This is a genomic window from Roseivirga sp. AWQ4_251 (genome assembly GCF_056158225.1).
Genome location: NZ_JBSWSW010000001.1, coordinates 47,196 through 62,744 on the forward strand (window position 1 = coordinate 47,196; position 15,549 = coordinate 62,744).

Here is a 15,549-nt window from a genome sequence, read left to right on the forward strand (position 1 = left end):
AGATGATCAAACTAATAATATCTGCTTTAAGGAAACCTTTAACAGTTATGGTAGCCCTTTTGGCTATCGTGTTTTTTGCTGTGTTGGCTATCCGGAACATGTCGGTCGATATATTCCCGAAGCTGGGTACGCCAACTATATATGTGGCTCAAACGTATGGAGGTTTGGCTCCCAACCAAATAGAGGGTTTTATGACCTCCTACTACGAATATCATTTCCTGTACATTAATGGTATAAAAGAAGTAGAAAGCAAAACGATCCAGGGCGTTTCCTTAATGAAGCTCACCTTTCATGAAGGAACCGATATGTCTCAGGCTCTGGCGGAAGTAGTGGCCCAGGTCAACCGGTCCAGGGCATTTATGCCTCCGGGTACCGTACCCCCTTTTATTACCCGGTTTGACGGAGGAGGCGCACCGGTAGGCCAATTGGTTTTTAGCAGTGAAACCCGGTCCTTGGGTGAAATACAAGATCTGGCGCTTTTTAAAGTACGCCCCAAATTTGCTTCTATCCCGGGCGTGTCAGCTCCTCCTCCCTTTGGCGGAAACCAGCGTACGGTGCTCATCAAAGCCGACCCTTCCAAGCTGCGTAGTTACAACATCAGCCCGGATGAACTGGTTATGGCCATTGCCAAAGGCAACAACATATCTCCCTCCGGCAACATCCGGACAGCGGACAAACTCTTGATCGCAAATCAGAATACGGTGGTAAGTGATATTCAGGAGCTGGCCAATATCCCCTTAAAGAAAGGTTCCGGACCCGCTGTATACGTAAGGGATGTAGCCGAGGTGCAAAACGGATCCGATGTAGCATCAGGCTATGCTCTGATCAATGGCAGCCGTTCGGTGTATATTCCTGTAACCAAACGGGCGAGCGCCTCCACTTGGGATGTCGTCAAGCGCATAAAGGCAAGCCTGCCGGAAATGCAGGCGGCTGTGCCGGATGACATCAAAGTAAGTTATGAATTTGATCAGTCGGGTTACGTGATCAACTCCCTGAAAACCCTGTCCTTTGAAGGGGTATTGGGAGCAGTGCTTACCGGCTTAATGGTATTGCTGTTCCTGGGTGACAGGCGCAGTGCACTCATTGTGGTTCTCACCATACCGCTTGCCATATTATCGGCAGTAGTGTGCCTCTATCTGACCGGACAGACAATCAATATCATGACATTAGGCGGACTGGCACTGGCGATAGGTATTCTCGTAGATGAATCGACTGTGACGATTGAAAATATCCACCGGCATCAGGAAATGGGCAAGACGAAGGCCCGGGCCATTCTGGATGCCTGCAAAGAAATTGCCTTGCCCAAACTCCTCATCCTGATCAGCATCCTTGCCGTATTTGTCCCGTCCTTTTTTATGAGCGGCACGCCCCGGGCCATGTTCTTACCGCTTACGCTGGCGGTAGGTTTTGCCATGATCGCCTCTTTTCTGCTTTCTCAAACCATGGTACCCATTCTTTCCAATTGGTTTTTGAAAGATCATGTTCCTAAAAACGAAGATGGAAAGTTTCAACGGTTTAGAAACCGGGTAACAGGATATACAAAAGGTATCACAAACATGGGCGGATGGGCCATCGGTATTTACCTGGTAGTCATTATTGCTATGCTTGCGTCCGTTTGGCAGTCTACCGGCACAGAGATATTTCCAAAAGTAAACTCCGGACAGTTGCAAGTCCGGTTAAGGATGCCCGATGGCACCCGTATCGAAAACACTGAAGAGAAAACAAAAAAATTCCTGGAGGTAGTAGACGAGGTGGTGGGTAGAGAAAATGTAGAGATCACTTCAGCATTTGTCGGCATCCAGCCTCCGAGCTACCCGGTCAATACTATTTTTCTATGGACAAGTGGTCCGCATGAGGCAGTTGTCAAGATCAAGCTGAAAGAAACAGGACAAGACTTGGACGTCCTCAAAGAAACCCTCAGGAAAAGCATAGCGGAAACCATACCTGAAATGCGCCTCTCTTTCGAACCTGCTGACCTGGTAGACCAGGTGATGAGCCAGGGGGCCAATACATCGGTGGAAATTGCCGTGCAGGGTAAAAACCTTGTTGAATCACGAAAATTTGCTGAAGAAATAAAGAACAGAATAGAAGGGTTATCTTTTATGCGGGATGTACAGTTTGGCATTCCGTTGAACTATCCTTCCATTGACCTGGAGTACGACCGTGTACGTGCCGGCCAGTTGGGCCTTACCATTGAAGACATCAGCCGGTCGGTAACGGCCTCCACTTCTTCCAGCCGTTTCACCCAGCCCAATTACTGGCTGGATGCCGGATCGGGTAATGCTTATCAAGTGCAGGTAGAGTTTCCACAATATATGGTAGATCAACCCGGTGATATCGAAAAGGTGCCGCTTAAATCGGAAAATGGAAAAACCGTCTATGTGGGTGACGTGAGCAAATGGAAACCGGCTACCGTGATTGGGGAATACGACCGCCTTAACCAGCAACGGTTCATCACCATCACAGGAAACCTGCATAACAAAGACCTGGGAAGCGCCATTAAAACCCTACGTAATGAGGTGAATGCAATGGGTGAACCACCTGCCGGGATGAGTGTTAAATTCAGAGGACTCGCAGAACCTCTCACCCAAACCTTTGATGAACTGAGCACCGGCCTTTTGCTGGCAGTAGCTGTAATATTTCTGCTACTGGCAGCCAGCTTTCAGTCGTTCCGGCTTTCCTTCGCAGTGCTATCTACTGTTCCTGCCGTCATAGCCGGATCCTTCCTTCTTATCTGGATAAGTGGGAACACGCTCAATATTCAATCTTTCATGGGCAGTATCATGGCCATAGGGGTGGCGGTGGCCAATGCCATTTTATTTGTCACCATAGCCGAGCAATATCGGAAAGATCAAAGACAAAACCCACACCTGGAAGGAATAAAGGATCGGTTGAGACCCATACTCATGACCAGCATTGCCATGATAGCTGGTATGACTCCTATGGCGCTTGGACTGGGCGAGGGAGGCGAGCAAACCGCCCCACTGGGGCTAGCCGTGATTGGCGGGTTGCTGTTTTCCGTGTTTGCCACCGTGTTCATCCTGCCTTCCGTTTACTGGCAACTTACGGGAAGAAAACACTATAAGAGCATATCACTCGATCCGGACGATGAGCAGAGCGCCTATTTTGGACAGTAGTAAAATTTACATGAAACCAGAAAAAACAGTAAAGTTTAAACATAATGAGAAAATACATCCTACCAATTTTATATATGGCCATTGTTTCTGGCTGTTCGAATAAAGCTGAAAACAGCAACATGGAAAGCAAAGGTGGGCCGGCAAAAAAAGCGGAAATAATAACAGTGAGTTACGAAAATGCCCCACAGGCCCTGACACTCCCGGCAGAGTTGCATGCTTTTGAAAAGGCCGGGCTGAATGCCAGGGTGCAGGGATATGTAAGCGAGGTGCTGGTGGATATTGGTGATAAAGTAAAAAAAGGAGCAGTCCTGATAAAAATAGAAGCACCGGAAGTAAAGGCAGCTTATGCTGAAGCCCGTAGCGAGGTAGAGTTTGCCAGAGCAGATTATTTGAGTAGCAAAGATGTCTTTGAGCGGTTGGTGAAAGCCTCCGGAAAGCCTGGTACGGTTTCAGAATCCGACCTGATCAAAGCAAAGAACAAAGCTATGGCTGACAGCACCCGGCTGGTGGCAGCAGATTATACCGCCACGGCAAAGCAACAATTGCTGGATTATCTTACCATCCGGGCACCTTTCAACGGAGTGATCACCCAAAGGAATACCGATCCGGGAAATCTTGTCGGAGGAAATAATGGTGTCCCTTTGTTGGTGATCGAAAACAATCAAAAATTGCGGTTAAAGGTACCGGTGCCGGAAGCCTTGACCGGAAGTTCTGTGGCGGAGAACGCTGTGACATTTAAAGTAGAGCCATTTCCCGCGACATTGTTCAATGCAGATTTTTACCGGAGAGCCAGAAGCATCGATCCGGACACCCGCACAGAGATGTGGGAATTTATCGTGCACAATCAAAAAGGTGAGTTGAATGCAGGGCTTTTTGCAGAAATACAATTACATATTCAGCGAACCGGTGGAAGTATGTGGGTACCTCAAAGTGCTGTATTGACCACCCTCCGTAGAAAAGCTGTGGGAAAGGTGGTAGAGGGTAAGCTGAAATGGGTAGAAGTAAAAACAGGCATGAAAAACGAAAGTACGGTTGAGGTGTTTGGCGCGCTTGATGCCGGGGATCACATCCTCTTGCAGCCCAATGAAGAAATGACAGAGGGAATGCCTATCAACTAACTTCCGTTTGTATGGGCCGTTTCTTTATCACGTTTCTGGTTTGGGCCATTTGCTATGCTACTTGCAAAGCCCAAACAAGTAAACCGGATACGATTTACGCAGAGTACGTTCAGGAAGAAATTCAGCTTGATGGCAAGCCGGATGAAGCAGTATGGAAGCGAGCCGTACATATCAAAAATTTCACACAGCGGGAATTGAACATTGGTGAACCGGCTACCGAAAGAACAGAAGTTGCGATTCTATATACTGCCAAAACCCTGTACATCGGGTTTTGGGGATATGACAGGAATCCTCAAAAGATAATAGCCCGCGAGATGAAAAGAGACTTTGACTGGGGAGGAGAAGACAATTTTGAGGTGATCATTGATACCTACAATGACGACCGCAACGGATTCCTGTTTGCTATCAATCCCAATGCGGCAAGAGCGGATGCGCAGGTTCTCAATAACGGTGAATCTTTTAATAAATTCTGGAATGGCGTTTGGGATGCCAAAACCACTATTACCGATGAAGGCTGGTTTGCAGAAATAGCCATCCCTTTTTCCACTTTAAAATTCCCCACTGATGCACAGGAGCAGATATGGGGCATCAACTTCGAGCGGAATATCCGCAGAAAGCGTGAGCAACTGCTTTGGCAGGGTTGGTCCAGGGATTCCGAACTGGAACTGCTCAACAGGGCGGGTACGCTGGCTGGTCTGGACAGCATTGTCAGCAAGGATTTTATTGAAATAAAACCTTATGCCATTGGAGGAGGCGAATTTACACCCGGTCAGGAAAAAGGGCAACTGAATGCCGGTGGGGATATCAACTACCTCATTACGCCCACGCTCCGTATGAACCTGACTTTCAACACTGACTTTGCGCAGGTGGAAGCCGACCGCCAGCAGATCAACCTGACCCGATTTCCCCTGTTCTTCCCGGAGCGCAGGGAGTTTTTCCTGGAAGGACAGGACTATTTTGATATGGGAATGGGAAATAGCATTATCCCATTTTATAGCAGGAGGATTGGGTTGGCCGAAGACCGTTCCACCGTACCCATTATTGCCGGGGCAAGGATTCTGGGTAAAGTAAAAAATTCCACCCTGGGAGCATTGTCTATGCAGACAGCAAGCCGGGACAGCATTCCGTCCACCAACTACTCAGTGGTAAGCTGGCGTCAGGATGTGATGAAACAATCCTCCATAGGCATTCTGTCTGCCAATAAATACGAAAATGGACGCTGGCACAGCACTACCGGTGGCTACGGGCTTTACAGTACATCCAAGCTATTCGGTGATAAAAATTTGAATATTGGAGCTTCTTTTACTCAAAATATTAATTCTGATAATTATGATTCTAAAGCCAATGCTCACCGCATCTATCTGAGCTATCCCAACGACAAAGTGGAATTTGATATGGCCTGGCAACGAAGCGCTCCCGCTTTCAACCCGGAGGTGGGTTTCCTGCGCAGGGACAATTTCCAGGAGTTTTATGCAGAACTCGAATGGAAGCCCCGGCCTAAAAACTTTCTGAAATGGATACGGCAGTTCAGCTTTAAGGGGCTTGATATGAACTACTTTGTCTTTGATGATACAGGGGAACTGCAATCGTTCTCTTATGAAATCCGGCCATTAGGCTTTGAAACACGCAGCGGGGAATTTTTTGAGTTTAACCTGCAAAGGAAGGCAGAAGGTTTGCGTGAACCTTTTGAGATCAAAGAAGGCATTACCATACCTGAAGGCGATTACTGGTACAACCGGATGGAAATACAAGCCGCTACATTCAGTGGTCGCACTTGGTCGGTGTATTCCAGAATAAACTGGGGAGATTTCTTTACAGGCAAAAGTACCGAAAGTACATACGAACTTTCCTGGCGAGCCAGCCGCTATCTTAAAATAGGCGCTAACTATGAGAAAAACTGGATTGACTTACCGGAAGGAAGCTTTGATACCGACCTGATCGGAAGCCGGATGGAATATGCAGTCAACCCGAATTTGTTTGGATCATTGTTTTCACAGTGGAACAGCGAAGATGAGGAGGCCATCCTCAATTTTCGTTTGCAATGGATACCGATTATCGGGGCTGATTTCTTTTTCATTGTCAACCAGGCCTATGATACATCAGGGAATGATTGGAAACTTGAAAGGACAACCATCCTGGGGAAATTGATTTGGAGATTTGTAATTCAAAAAGAAAAGCTATGAGACACCTGTTTAATTCGATCATACTATTCATGCTAATGCTTACCGCATGTAGCCCACCCAGTAATGAAGTAACCGTTTACTGTACCGTTGACCAGGTCTTTTCGGAACCGGTGTTGAAGGATTTTGAACGAGAAACCGGCATTAAAGTAAAAGCGGTGTACGATACCGAAGAAACCAAATCCACCGGAGTGATGAACCGGCTAATAGCCGAAAGGGACAATCCCCGGTGCGATGTATTTTGGAGCGGTGACCCGGTACGTAATGGAGTGTTGCAGTCAAGAGGCATAACTGAACCTTATCAATCGGAGCAAACCCGGCTCATCCCTACCCAGTTCAAAGAAAAGGATAACCATTGGATTGGTTTTTCTGCCAGGGCCAGGGTGCTGATCTACAACAAGACGCTTATCTCTCCTGATTCATTACCCCGGTCTGTTCTCGACTTCACAAAACCCCGCTTCAAAGGCCAGTTTGCCATTGCCAACCCCTTGTTCGGCACCACCACTTTCCACATGGCTGCTCTGTTTGTGAAATTGGGCGATGAAAAAGCCAAACAGTGGATGAATGATCTGAAAGCCAATGGAGTGGTGATAGCTGCCAGCAATGGGGACGTTAAAAAGCGAGTAATGAACGGGGAACTCGCCTTTGGCCTTACCGATACGGATGATGCTTTTGAAGCCAAAAAAGAAAGTGATAAGGTAGATTACATTTTTCTGGATCAACAGGAAAATGGCATAGGGACACTCATCATGCCCAATGCCCTTAGTCTTATTAAAGGTTCGCCTCAAAATGAAAACGGGAAAAAGCTGATTAACTACCTGCTGACACGGGAAACAGAAACGAAACTGGCCAAATCCTGTGCACAGATGCCGCTGATCAAAGGAACGGAAGTGCCGCAAAATGTTCCTTCATTGGATAACATTCAACCGATGAAAATCGATTACAAAGAGACTTCTGATAAACTGGAAGCAATACAATCTTGGCTAAAAGCATGGACAGAGCAATAGTCAGGCATATTATACGGATGGTTCCTTCACTGCTGCTGTTTCTGCTGCTGGGGTTGCCACTGGTATTACTGCTTCTGCAATGGCTTAGTGGTGAAGATAAGTCAGCGCTTTTGTCTTCCATTAGCAGGGAGACATTGGTTCTTGTTGGCAAAAGCCTGCTGATATCTGGTATAGTGGCTTTGCTTGCCACCTTCACAGGAACGGTCTGTGGATTTATTCTCTACAAACTGCGGTTTGCTTTCATCGGCATTTACAAGGTGGCGCTGCTACTGCCTTTACTCATTTCCCCTTATATTTTTGCGGTGGCCTGGAAAGATGGTTTTTTCTGGCTATTTGGAAATAATGCTGCCATCTATTCAGATGCAGGTGTGATCCTGGTACATACCATAGTCTTTTTCCCCTTGGCGATGCTCATTACCGGTAGCGCACTATCCCAAGTTGATGCCGGTTATGAAGAAGCCGGATTAATGCTGATGCCTTTCAGGAAAATGGTGGTGAAAATTGTCCTCCCCTTGATCCGTCCTGCCTTAACAATCTCGTTCCTGCTCATCCTGATATTCAGTCTCAGTGACTTTTCAGTTCCTGCTTTCTTTGGCGTGCGCACCTTTACCACTGAGATATTTACCCAGTTTTCTGCCCTGTATAATTTCCCCTTGGCTATCGGGCAATCTGTTTTATTGCTGTTTATATGCCTGTTGCTTATGCTGGCAGAAGCCCGCTACCTTTCAGATGCTCCATTCTTTTCCGTGTCGGTAAAGGGAGGCGTGTCCAAAAAATACAATATCCAGAAGCGGCAAGCCTTGTTTCACGCTTTGCTTTGGTTATTGTTGATAATGGTTTTGCTGATGCCTGTCTTTATGCTGGGAATCCAGTCTTTGAGCGGAAGAACCTTATTCTTCAGGGAAGCATGGATACTGATGCGTCCGGCTGCCCTGCAATCGGTAAAACTTGCCCTGTCGGGCACCTTATTGCTGACATCTGTTGGCCTCTGGACGGCCTACGCTAAAGACCGTATGGGAAACCGGCTGCCCAATGTATTGCTTTTACTGACTTTTATTGTTCCTTCTACCGTGCTGGGCATCGCCCTGATAAGGTATTATAATCTGCCTGCCATGAATTTTATATATGGCACTACCGCAATTCTGCTGCTTGCCTATCTCGGCAAGTTTGGTTTTATCGCTTCCCGGATCATCGGCAATGGTATCAGGCAAATACCGGTTTCTTTGGAGGAATCAGCCCTTGTGATGGGCATACCTTCCTGGAAAATATTTGTGAAGATCAATCTGCCTTTATTGGTACCATCATTATTTGCCGCATTTGTTCTATCCTTCATTTTAAGCCTGGGAGAGCTGGGGGTTACCATGCTGGTTTATCCTCCCGGTATGGAGCTGATGCCGGTCAAAACATTCACCATCAGCGCCAATGCACCGGAAGCCCTTACCAGCAGCATGACCCTGATCAATCTTGGCGTGACCATAGCATTAATCGCGCTGTTTTTTGTGGCTGGAAAATGGTTGTTCAAAAGATATCAATATGCCTGAGATCATCCTGCAACATATCACCCATTGCTATGGAGATAAAGAAGTGTTGAACAATTTCTCCTATTCTTTTGAGCAAGGGGGAACAACCTGTCTGCTGGGTCCTTCCGGTTGTGGTAAAACCACTGTGCTGCGATTAATTGCCGGTTTGGAGAGGCCTTCCAGCGGGGTGATAAAAATAGACGGAGTTAAAGTAAGCGAAAAGGGTGTCATCCTTATCCCACCTCATCAACGTCAGGTTGGTTTTGTCTTTCAGGATCTGGCGCTTTGGCCGCATTTTTCGGTGTACAAAAACATTGCTTTTGCCTTGAAGGAAAGCAAAGAAGCAAACATCAAAGAAAAAATATTTGAATGGCTCGAATTATTCGGGATAAGCGATAAAGCCAGGAAATACCCGCATCAGCTTTCGGGTGGACAAAAACAAATGGTGGCCATTGCCCGCTCGCTGGTACTGCAACCCAAGATACTCCTGATGGATGAGCCACTAGCCAATATTGATGCTCATTTAAAAGAGCGCATACTTGGGCATTTGAAAGACATTCAGCGACAGCAACAGTTCACTATGCTGTATGTTACACATGACCAGAAAGAAGCCATGAACACAGGTGATTACATAGTGGTCATGAATGCCGGAAAAATAGCGGCTGCCGGATCAAAGGAAGAAGTCAGCCGTTCGTCATCTGAATTTGTAAAATCATTTCTAAAAACTTGAAGAGAGGAATTATGAAAACAACAGTAAATTATTTAATGCCCATAATCGCATCCGTTTTGATAACGGTTGCATGTGGTAATTCGACATCAAGGCACTCGGAAGAACAAATCCAGGAAATCAATGAACAGGCGCAATTTCCTTATTCCGTAAAACCCACTGAAACAACCCGGTTTGATTTTGAGAATTACACTGCCGGTCACCTGCCGGACGACTGGTCGGAATACTATACCGGATCGGGCGGCACGGAATGGAAAGTGACAGAGGATAATGGAAATAAAGTGCTGGCACAATTTTACAGCGACAATCCCAACAATCATTTTAATGTAGTGGTCAATAACCGGATTACGGCAAAAGACATGGTACTTACCGTCCGGCTGAAAGGCGTTACCGGCAACCATGATCAGGGAGGCGGTTTTGTCTGGCGGTTTACGGATAAGAACAACTATTATGTAGTGCGGGCCAATCCGCTCGAAGATAATGTGGTATTATACAAGGTGGAAAACGGTAAACGCACAGACTTGCAGCTGGTGGGCAAAGGAAGAACGTATGGAGTTGATGTTCCGCCAATGGGAAACCGGTGGCATACGCTCAAATTAATTGTAAAAGACGATGTGTTCACGGTACTTCTTGAGGATAAAGAACTTTTCAAAGTGCAGGACAAAACCTTCACAAAAGCCGGTAAAGTGGGTTTCTGGACAAAAGCAGATGCCGTGACCTACTTTGATGATTTTGAAATACAGAAATTTAAATAGACTAAACCATTGGAAATAGCACTGGAGCCGCTTGATATTTCCGCAATTGAAAACCCCATGGGAGGTTTGAAGGGCACAGAAAATAATGGCAAAAGCCGGTTGAAAACTTGCTGGAGGCCTCAGTGTATGAAGTCGAGATTTCTTTATCTCGGTGGTTTGTATCTGTCGGTAAGCAATGTACACTGAGTGGTGAATCAATAATTGCGAATGTTCAACAATGACCAGCTATATGAAGATTTAGAGGACAGGCTTAGAATGATTGATCTGGAAGAAGACAACATTCTCAAAAAATCTGAACAGAGCTTTCAAATGGTCCTGATTGCCATTAACCAGTTAAGGGAGGGCTTGACTAAAAACCCATTAGATTCTCAAGCTAGCGAAATCCTGCTTTTTCAAGGAAATTAAGCCAAAATTTGTTAGTAAGCTCATCTACCACCTCAGTGTATTCAATATCGAAACCAACAAACCCAACGGAGGGATCAAGGTAAGACGCAAGTACTATCAGAACGAGTTAGATAAGCTCAAACGGTACTTTAATAACAACCTGGAGTTTTACCGCTATTACCGTACCCACAGCAACTACCTGGACCACAAGTATTTTGTCCGTGGCAAGCAAGATATACGCTTAACCCTTGATTCATTTTTTTTCGAGACCGATCCAAATTTCTCTACCAGCCATGATTTTAAAGTTTCCAACATCCTGGCCAATGATCTGCTCAACGTCTATTTGGAAGATGAATTGAATAAGCTGGATATGAGGGACTTAAGCAACGGAAAATCACAAGTCGAACCGAAGGGGAAAATGGCATGGACAAACTCCAAAGTAGCTCTGATTGAGCTGATGTACGCCCTCCATGCCCGTGGGGTCTTTAACCATGGCAGAGCAGACTTGAAAGAAATTTCCAAATGTTTGGAAGACACATTTGGAGTAGATTTAGGGCAATACCACCGCACATTCCTCGAAATACGTATCAGAAAGACAGGAAGGACGAAATTCCTCGATTCCCTGCATGAAAGCCTTATCCGCAGAATGGATGAAGCTGATGAGAAATAGCACAAAATCTTTCCCAACTTCGGTTTGCCTTGTGAATAAAACCCACTAAACGGGAACATCTTCGCTATTCAATCAACATTTGTTAAGATATGGCAGCAGAAACCGACAGGTTCGCGAGCACCTCTGGAAATAAATTATATCGCGAGCAAATTATTACTACGGATGACCTTCGTGAGTTCAAGATTGAACTCCTGGAAGATCTCAAAAGGCTACTCAAAGAACATTCCGGACAGCCAACCAAGAAATGGCTGAAATCCTATGAGGTTCGCAAGCTCCTGGGCATTTCGCCCGGCACATTGCAGAACCTACGGGTAAACGGCACATTACCTTTTACCAAGATAGGAGGAGTGATCTATTATGACTATGCAGACATTCAGTCCATGCTCCAGTCCAATAAGTTTCAGAACCGCTTGAGGTAAAGCACATGGCCGGGCATGAACTACATCAGGCACCTTTCCGCAGCGTTCCAGCAGATGGATGCAGATACCAGGCTCACGCCCTACCATATCAGTCTGTATATGGCCTTGTTCAGGCGGTGGAACCTCAACTTTTTCAAGAACCCGATATCCGTGTCGCGGGACGAGTTGATGAGGTTGTCAAAAATCGGTTCGGTGAACACCTACACCAAGTGCCTGAAACAGTTGGATCAATTCGGGTATATCCGTTATGAACCGTCATACAATCCGCATCGGGGGAGCCTCATTTACCTGTACAGTTTTGATAAAGGTAGTGAGACAGGTGCTGATACAGGTAGTGAAATAGCTGTGAGACCTTATAAAAACAATACAAACCCTTTAAACAGTGAAAACGAAACAAACTTGGGTGAGCAATCAAAAAAAATGGAGATCGATTCAAATGATTTTGAAATGAAAAGAAAGTTGAGCTCGCCACGGGCGGGCGAAATCCCGGCAGATGTCGGGAAAAAGTTGCGGCAAAAGAAAAAGGAAGCTGCTGGCTATGGCCCGGACATTCCGCCTCTGGAAGCCCATGTAAAAATCTACTTTGATGAAAAAGGCTATCCACCCGTGGAGGCTGAGAAGTTCTATAACTACTTCCAGAGCAATGGCTGGCTGGTAGGTGGCCGCTCCAAGATGAAAGACTGGAAAGCAGCCGCCCGAAACTGGATGCTGAACGCACAAAAATTCAATGCCTATGCAAAAGATCAGAGAAACCATCAGTCAGGTCTTAAGCCAAGAAACCTCCACACAGGAACCGGCAAAGACTATGGCGAGCCGCTCTAAGTCTTCTGTGGCAAGAGATGGGCAAAAGCAGGAGGGTGTTCAAAGCAACATCATCCAGTTTGACAAATGCCTTGAATTCCTTGAGAAAGCAGGCAAAGAATACATCAGCCCGAAATTCAGGATATGTAAAGAAGACCACCTCATTATTTTTAGGCTGCTTATCTATTTCTACCAGGACAAACCCAATGCTGAAAAGCACGGCATTGACTTACACAAAGGCATCCTGCTGACTGGCCCGGTCGGTTGTGGCAAAACTTCCCTGATGACCCTTCTACGGTTTATGTTGGCTCCCAAAGAACAATATATCATCAAATCCACTCGTGACATCACTCTGGAATTCATTCAGGACGGCTATCCAGTTATCAACAAATACTCCAAATCAGCCTTCCAGCAAACAAGCGGAGAGCTGACCCCAAAAGCGTATTGCTTCGATGACCTGGGAGTGGAGTCCAACATCAAATATTATGGAAATGAAACCAATGTAATGGCAGAGATCCTTTTGAGCCGCTACGATATGTTCATTGGTCGGCACATGCTCACTCATGCCACCACCAATCTTTCCGCCAGTGAGATTGAAAGCTGCTATGGCAATCGGGTTAGATCAAGGATGAGAGAAATGATGAATGTTCTAGCGTTTGATAAGGAGGCGAAAGATAAGCGGGTATGAACATGTCCCATCGTGGTACATGTGCTGGTTTTCATGTCCTATTCTTGAGGTGTTTGTCTCATGTCCCATGATGGTACATACAACTTGTTTCATGTCCCAATTTTCGTATTTTTGTCTCACGTAATTTATAAAATGAAGAATATCGATCCATCGAAACCACTCAATGATTTGCCTCTTCTACCTCCTCCGGTGGAAAAAGTAGAGACTATCCAAATCCTCAAACAGGAAAGTAAAGCTGCTGTTGCCCTTGCAGAGCTGAAGGGATTGGCAAGAACCTTGACCAACCAGGGTATTTTGATCAATGCCATTGTACTCAAAGAAGCACAGGCTAGCTCAGAAATGGAGAACATCATTACCACGCATGACAAGCTCTATCAGGCTTTGGCGGCCAAGTCGATGACAATTGATCCTTCTACCAAGGAAGTCCTACGGTACAGGGAAGCCCTGCTCTATGGTTTTGAGGAGATTAAAAAGAAAGGCTTCCTAAACACCAATGGTATTGTCCGGATTCAATCCATATTGGAAGAGAATGAGGCCGGAATTAGACAATTGCCTGGTACTTCCCTAAAAAACGATCTGACGGGTAAAACAATTTATACACCGCCAGATGATAAGGAAGTAATTGTCAAACTGATGAAAAATCTGGAAGACTTTATCAATGATGAACCTGATAGAATGTCACCCCTGATCAGGATGGCCATACAACACTACCAGTTTGAGAGCATCCATCCATTCTATGATGGAAATGGACGTACGGGCAGGATCATTAACGTGCTTTACCTCATCCTTCACAATCTGTTGGAAATACCCATGCTTTACCTCAGTGGCTACATTATAGGCCACAAAGGAGCTTACTACAAATTGCTACAGGAGGTGAGGACTAAAGACAATTGGGAAGGCTGGGTATTGTTTATGCTCAAGGCCATTGAGGATACTGCGACAAAGGCTATTTCCCAGATCCACGGAATCAACAGCATCTTCAATGAGATCCAGGATAAGGTAAAAAATGAAGCCCCTAAAATCTACTCGAAAGACTTGATCGAACAATTGTTTGTTCATCCCTATACCAAAATAGAATATATCTCAAATGGACTGGGCGTAGAAAGAAAAGCCGCTTCCAGATACTTAAAGACTTTGGAATCCATTGGAATCCTAAAACTCGAACCTATCGGGAAAGAGAATATTTTCATCAACCAGCAATTGTACCAACTACTGAAGCAAAGTTAGACCACTTCTTTGCGAATCCGAATTACTTATCGTAATATTGCAATGACAATACAACTAAGATGGGAGTAACTAAAACAGACCTTTTTTCGGATGTGCAAAATGAAATAGCCGTGGCAGCAAAGGCATTTGCCCATCCTGCTCGTGTGGCCATCATTCAATACCTGCTCAAATCCAATGCCTGTATCAATGGGGATTTAGTTCAAGAACTGGGATTGGCACAGGCGACTATCAGTCAGCATTTGCGTGAACTAAAAGACATTGGCATCATACAAGGTACCATTGAAGGGTCACGTATCAGTTACTGTATCAATCCTGTTCGATGGGTTGAGGTCAAAGGTCAATTCAATGAAATTTTCAATCAGTTTGAATCTCCTTCACCCGGAGACTGTTGCTAAAAAAATTTGTTTAATCATATCGTAATATTGCAATAACATAAACGCAAATGAGGCTATCAGAAATCAAAGCAGCTTTAGAAGAAGTTGAAGAAGTGAAATTCACTTTACCAAATAGACATCAAGTTCCATCTCACTTTCATGTCACAGAGGTCGGGAACATACAGAAACACTTTATCGATTGTGGAGGAACCATACGTAAAGAATCAGTAATCAATTTTCAATTGTTCACCGCCACAGACTATGACCATCGATTGAGTGCTCAAAAACTTCGTTCTATTATCGAACTTTCAGAAGAAAAACTTGGTCTTGAAAATCTTGAAATTGAAGTTGAATATCAGGGAGAAACCATTGGCAAGTATGGCTTGGAGTTTCAAAATGGCGTTTTTCAACTCACTTCTACCCAAACCGATTGCCTGGCTAAAGACAAATGTGGTATTCCACAGGAAAAGCCAAGAATAAGACTTTCCAGCCTTCAAGCTCAAGAAAATAGCTGTACACCAGGTTCAGGTTGTTGTTAAACT

The 15,549-nt window shown here is 45.4% G+C and carries 15 protein-coding genes; all 15 read left to right on the forward strand.

Annotation, left to right across the window (positions count from 1 at the left end; genetic code table 11):
* The first annotated feature begins 2 nt into the window (after nucleotides 1–2).
* The 15 genes from ACXACJ_RS00240 (at nucleotide 3) to ACXACJ_RS00310 (ending at nucleotide 15,546) form a co-directional block, all read left to right on the forward strand.
* The gene (locus ACXACJ_RS00240) at nucleotides 3–3,137 is read left to right on the forward strand and encodes an efflux RND transporter permease subunit (protein WP_188467602.1); all 3,135 of its coding nucleotides are present in this window, start codon (nucleotides 3–5) and stop codon (nucleotides 3,135–3,137) included.
* A 44-nt stretch (nucleotides 3,138–3,181) separates the two neighbouring features.
* The gene (locus ACXACJ_RS00245; RefSeq protein ID WP_475132258.1) at nucleotides 3,182–4,255 is read left to right on the forward strand and encodes an efflux RND transporter periplasmic adaptor subunit; all 1,074 of its coding nucleotides are present in this window, start codon (nucleotides 3,182–3,184) and stop codon (nucleotides 4,253–4,255) included.
* Between the two features lie 11 nt (nucleotides 4,256–4,266).
* Nucleotides 4,267–6,438, forward strand: a complete 2,172-nt coding sequence (locus ACXACJ_RS00250; RefSeq protein WP_475132259.1) for a DUF5916 domain-containing protein — start codon at nucleotides 4,267–4,269, stop codon at nucleotides 6,436–6,438.
* Nucleotides 6,435–7,442: an extracellular solute-binding protein gene (locus tag ACXACJ_RS00255; protein WP_272987520.1), complete on the forward strand. Its 1,008-nt coding sequence runs from the start codon at nucleotides 6,435–6,437 to the stop codon at nucleotides 7,440–7,442. The genes ACXACJ_RS00250 and ACXACJ_RS00255 overlap by 4 nt, the downstream gene beginning before the upstream one ends.
* Nucleotides 7,427–8,983 carry an ABC transporter permease gene (locus ACXACJ_RS00260; RefSeq protein WP_272987518.1) on the forward strand — a complete coding sequence of 519 codons (1,557 nt, stop codon included), beginning with the start codon at nucleotides 7,427–7,429 and terminating at the stop codon, nucleotides 8,981–8,983. Before ACXACJ_RS00255 ends, ACXACJ_RS00260 begins: the two co-directional genes overlap by 16 nt.
* Nucleotides 8,976–9,692, forward strand: a complete 717-nt coding sequence (locus tag ACXACJ_RS00265; RefSeq protein WP_272987516.1) for an ABC transporter ATP-binding protein — start codon at nucleotides 8,976–8,978, stop codon at nucleotides 9,690–9,692. The genes ACXACJ_RS00260 and ACXACJ_RS00265 overlap by 8 nt, the downstream gene beginning before the upstream one ends.
* 11 nt (nucleotides 9,693–9,703) lie before the next feature.
* Complete coding sequence (locus ACXACJ_RS00270) at nucleotides 9,704–10,444, forward strand: hypothetical protein (protein ID WP_475132260.1); 741 nt, start codon at nucleotides 9,704–9,706, stop codon at nucleotides 10,442–10,444.
* Between the two features lie 207 nt (nucleotides 10,445–10,651).
* Entirely contained in the window at nucleotides 10,652–10,849 is a 198-nt protein-coding gene (locus ACXACJ_RS00275) for a hypothetical protein (protein WP_475132261.1), read from the forward strand.
* Between the two features lie 22 nt (nucleotides 10,850–10,871).
* On the forward strand, nucleotides 10,872–11,498 hold the full coding sequence (locus ACXACJ_RS00280) for an RteC domain-containing protein (protein ID WP_475135057.1): 627 nt from the start codon (nucleotides 10,872–10,874) through the stop codon (nucleotides 11,496–11,498).
* Nucleotides 11,499–11,587: 89 nt separating this feature from the next.
* The gene (locus ACXACJ_RS00285; protein ID WP_475132262.1) at nucleotides 11,588–11,917 is read left to right on the forward strand and encodes a helix-turn-helix domain-containing protein; all 330 of its coding nucleotides are present in this window, start codon (nucleotides 11,588–11,590) and stop codon (nucleotides 11,915–11,917) included.
* Between the two features lie 15 nt (nucleotides 11,918–11,932).
* Nucleotides 11,933–12,739, forward strand: a complete 807-nt coding sequence (locus tag ACXACJ_RS00290) for a hypothetical protein (protein ID WP_475132263.1) — start codon at nucleotides 11,933–11,935, stop codon at nucleotides 12,737–12,739.
* Nucleotides 12,723–13,406 (forward strand): AAA family ATPase, encoded by a 684-nt coding sequence (locus ACXACJ_RS00295; protein WP_475132264.1) that lies wholly within the window; start codon nucleotides 12,723–12,725, stop codon nucleotides 13,404–13,406. Before ACXACJ_RS00290 ends, ACXACJ_RS00295 begins: the two co-directional genes overlap by 17 nt.
* Before the next feature lie 111 nt (nucleotides 13,407–13,517).
* Entirely contained in the window at nucleotides 13,518–14,633 is a 1,116-nt protein-coding gene (locus ACXACJ_RS00300) for a Fic family protein (protein WP_475132265.1), read from the forward strand.
* 59 nt (nucleotides 14,634–14,692) lie between these two features.
* Nucleotides 14,693–15,028, forward strand: a complete 336-nt coding sequence (locus ACXACJ_RS00305) for an ArsR/SmtB family transcription factor (RefSeq protein ID WP_475132266.1) — start codon at nucleotides 14,693–14,695, stop codon at nucleotides 15,026–15,028.
* 47 nt (nucleotides 15,029–15,075) lie between these two features.
* On the forward strand, nucleotides 15,076–15,546 hold the full coding sequence (locus tag ACXACJ_RS00310) for a DUF6428 family protein (RefSeq protein WP_475132267.1): 471 nt from the start codon (nucleotides 15,076–15,078) through the stop codon (nucleotides 15,544–15,546).
* Nucleotides 15,547–15,549: the final 3 nt, after the last annotated feature.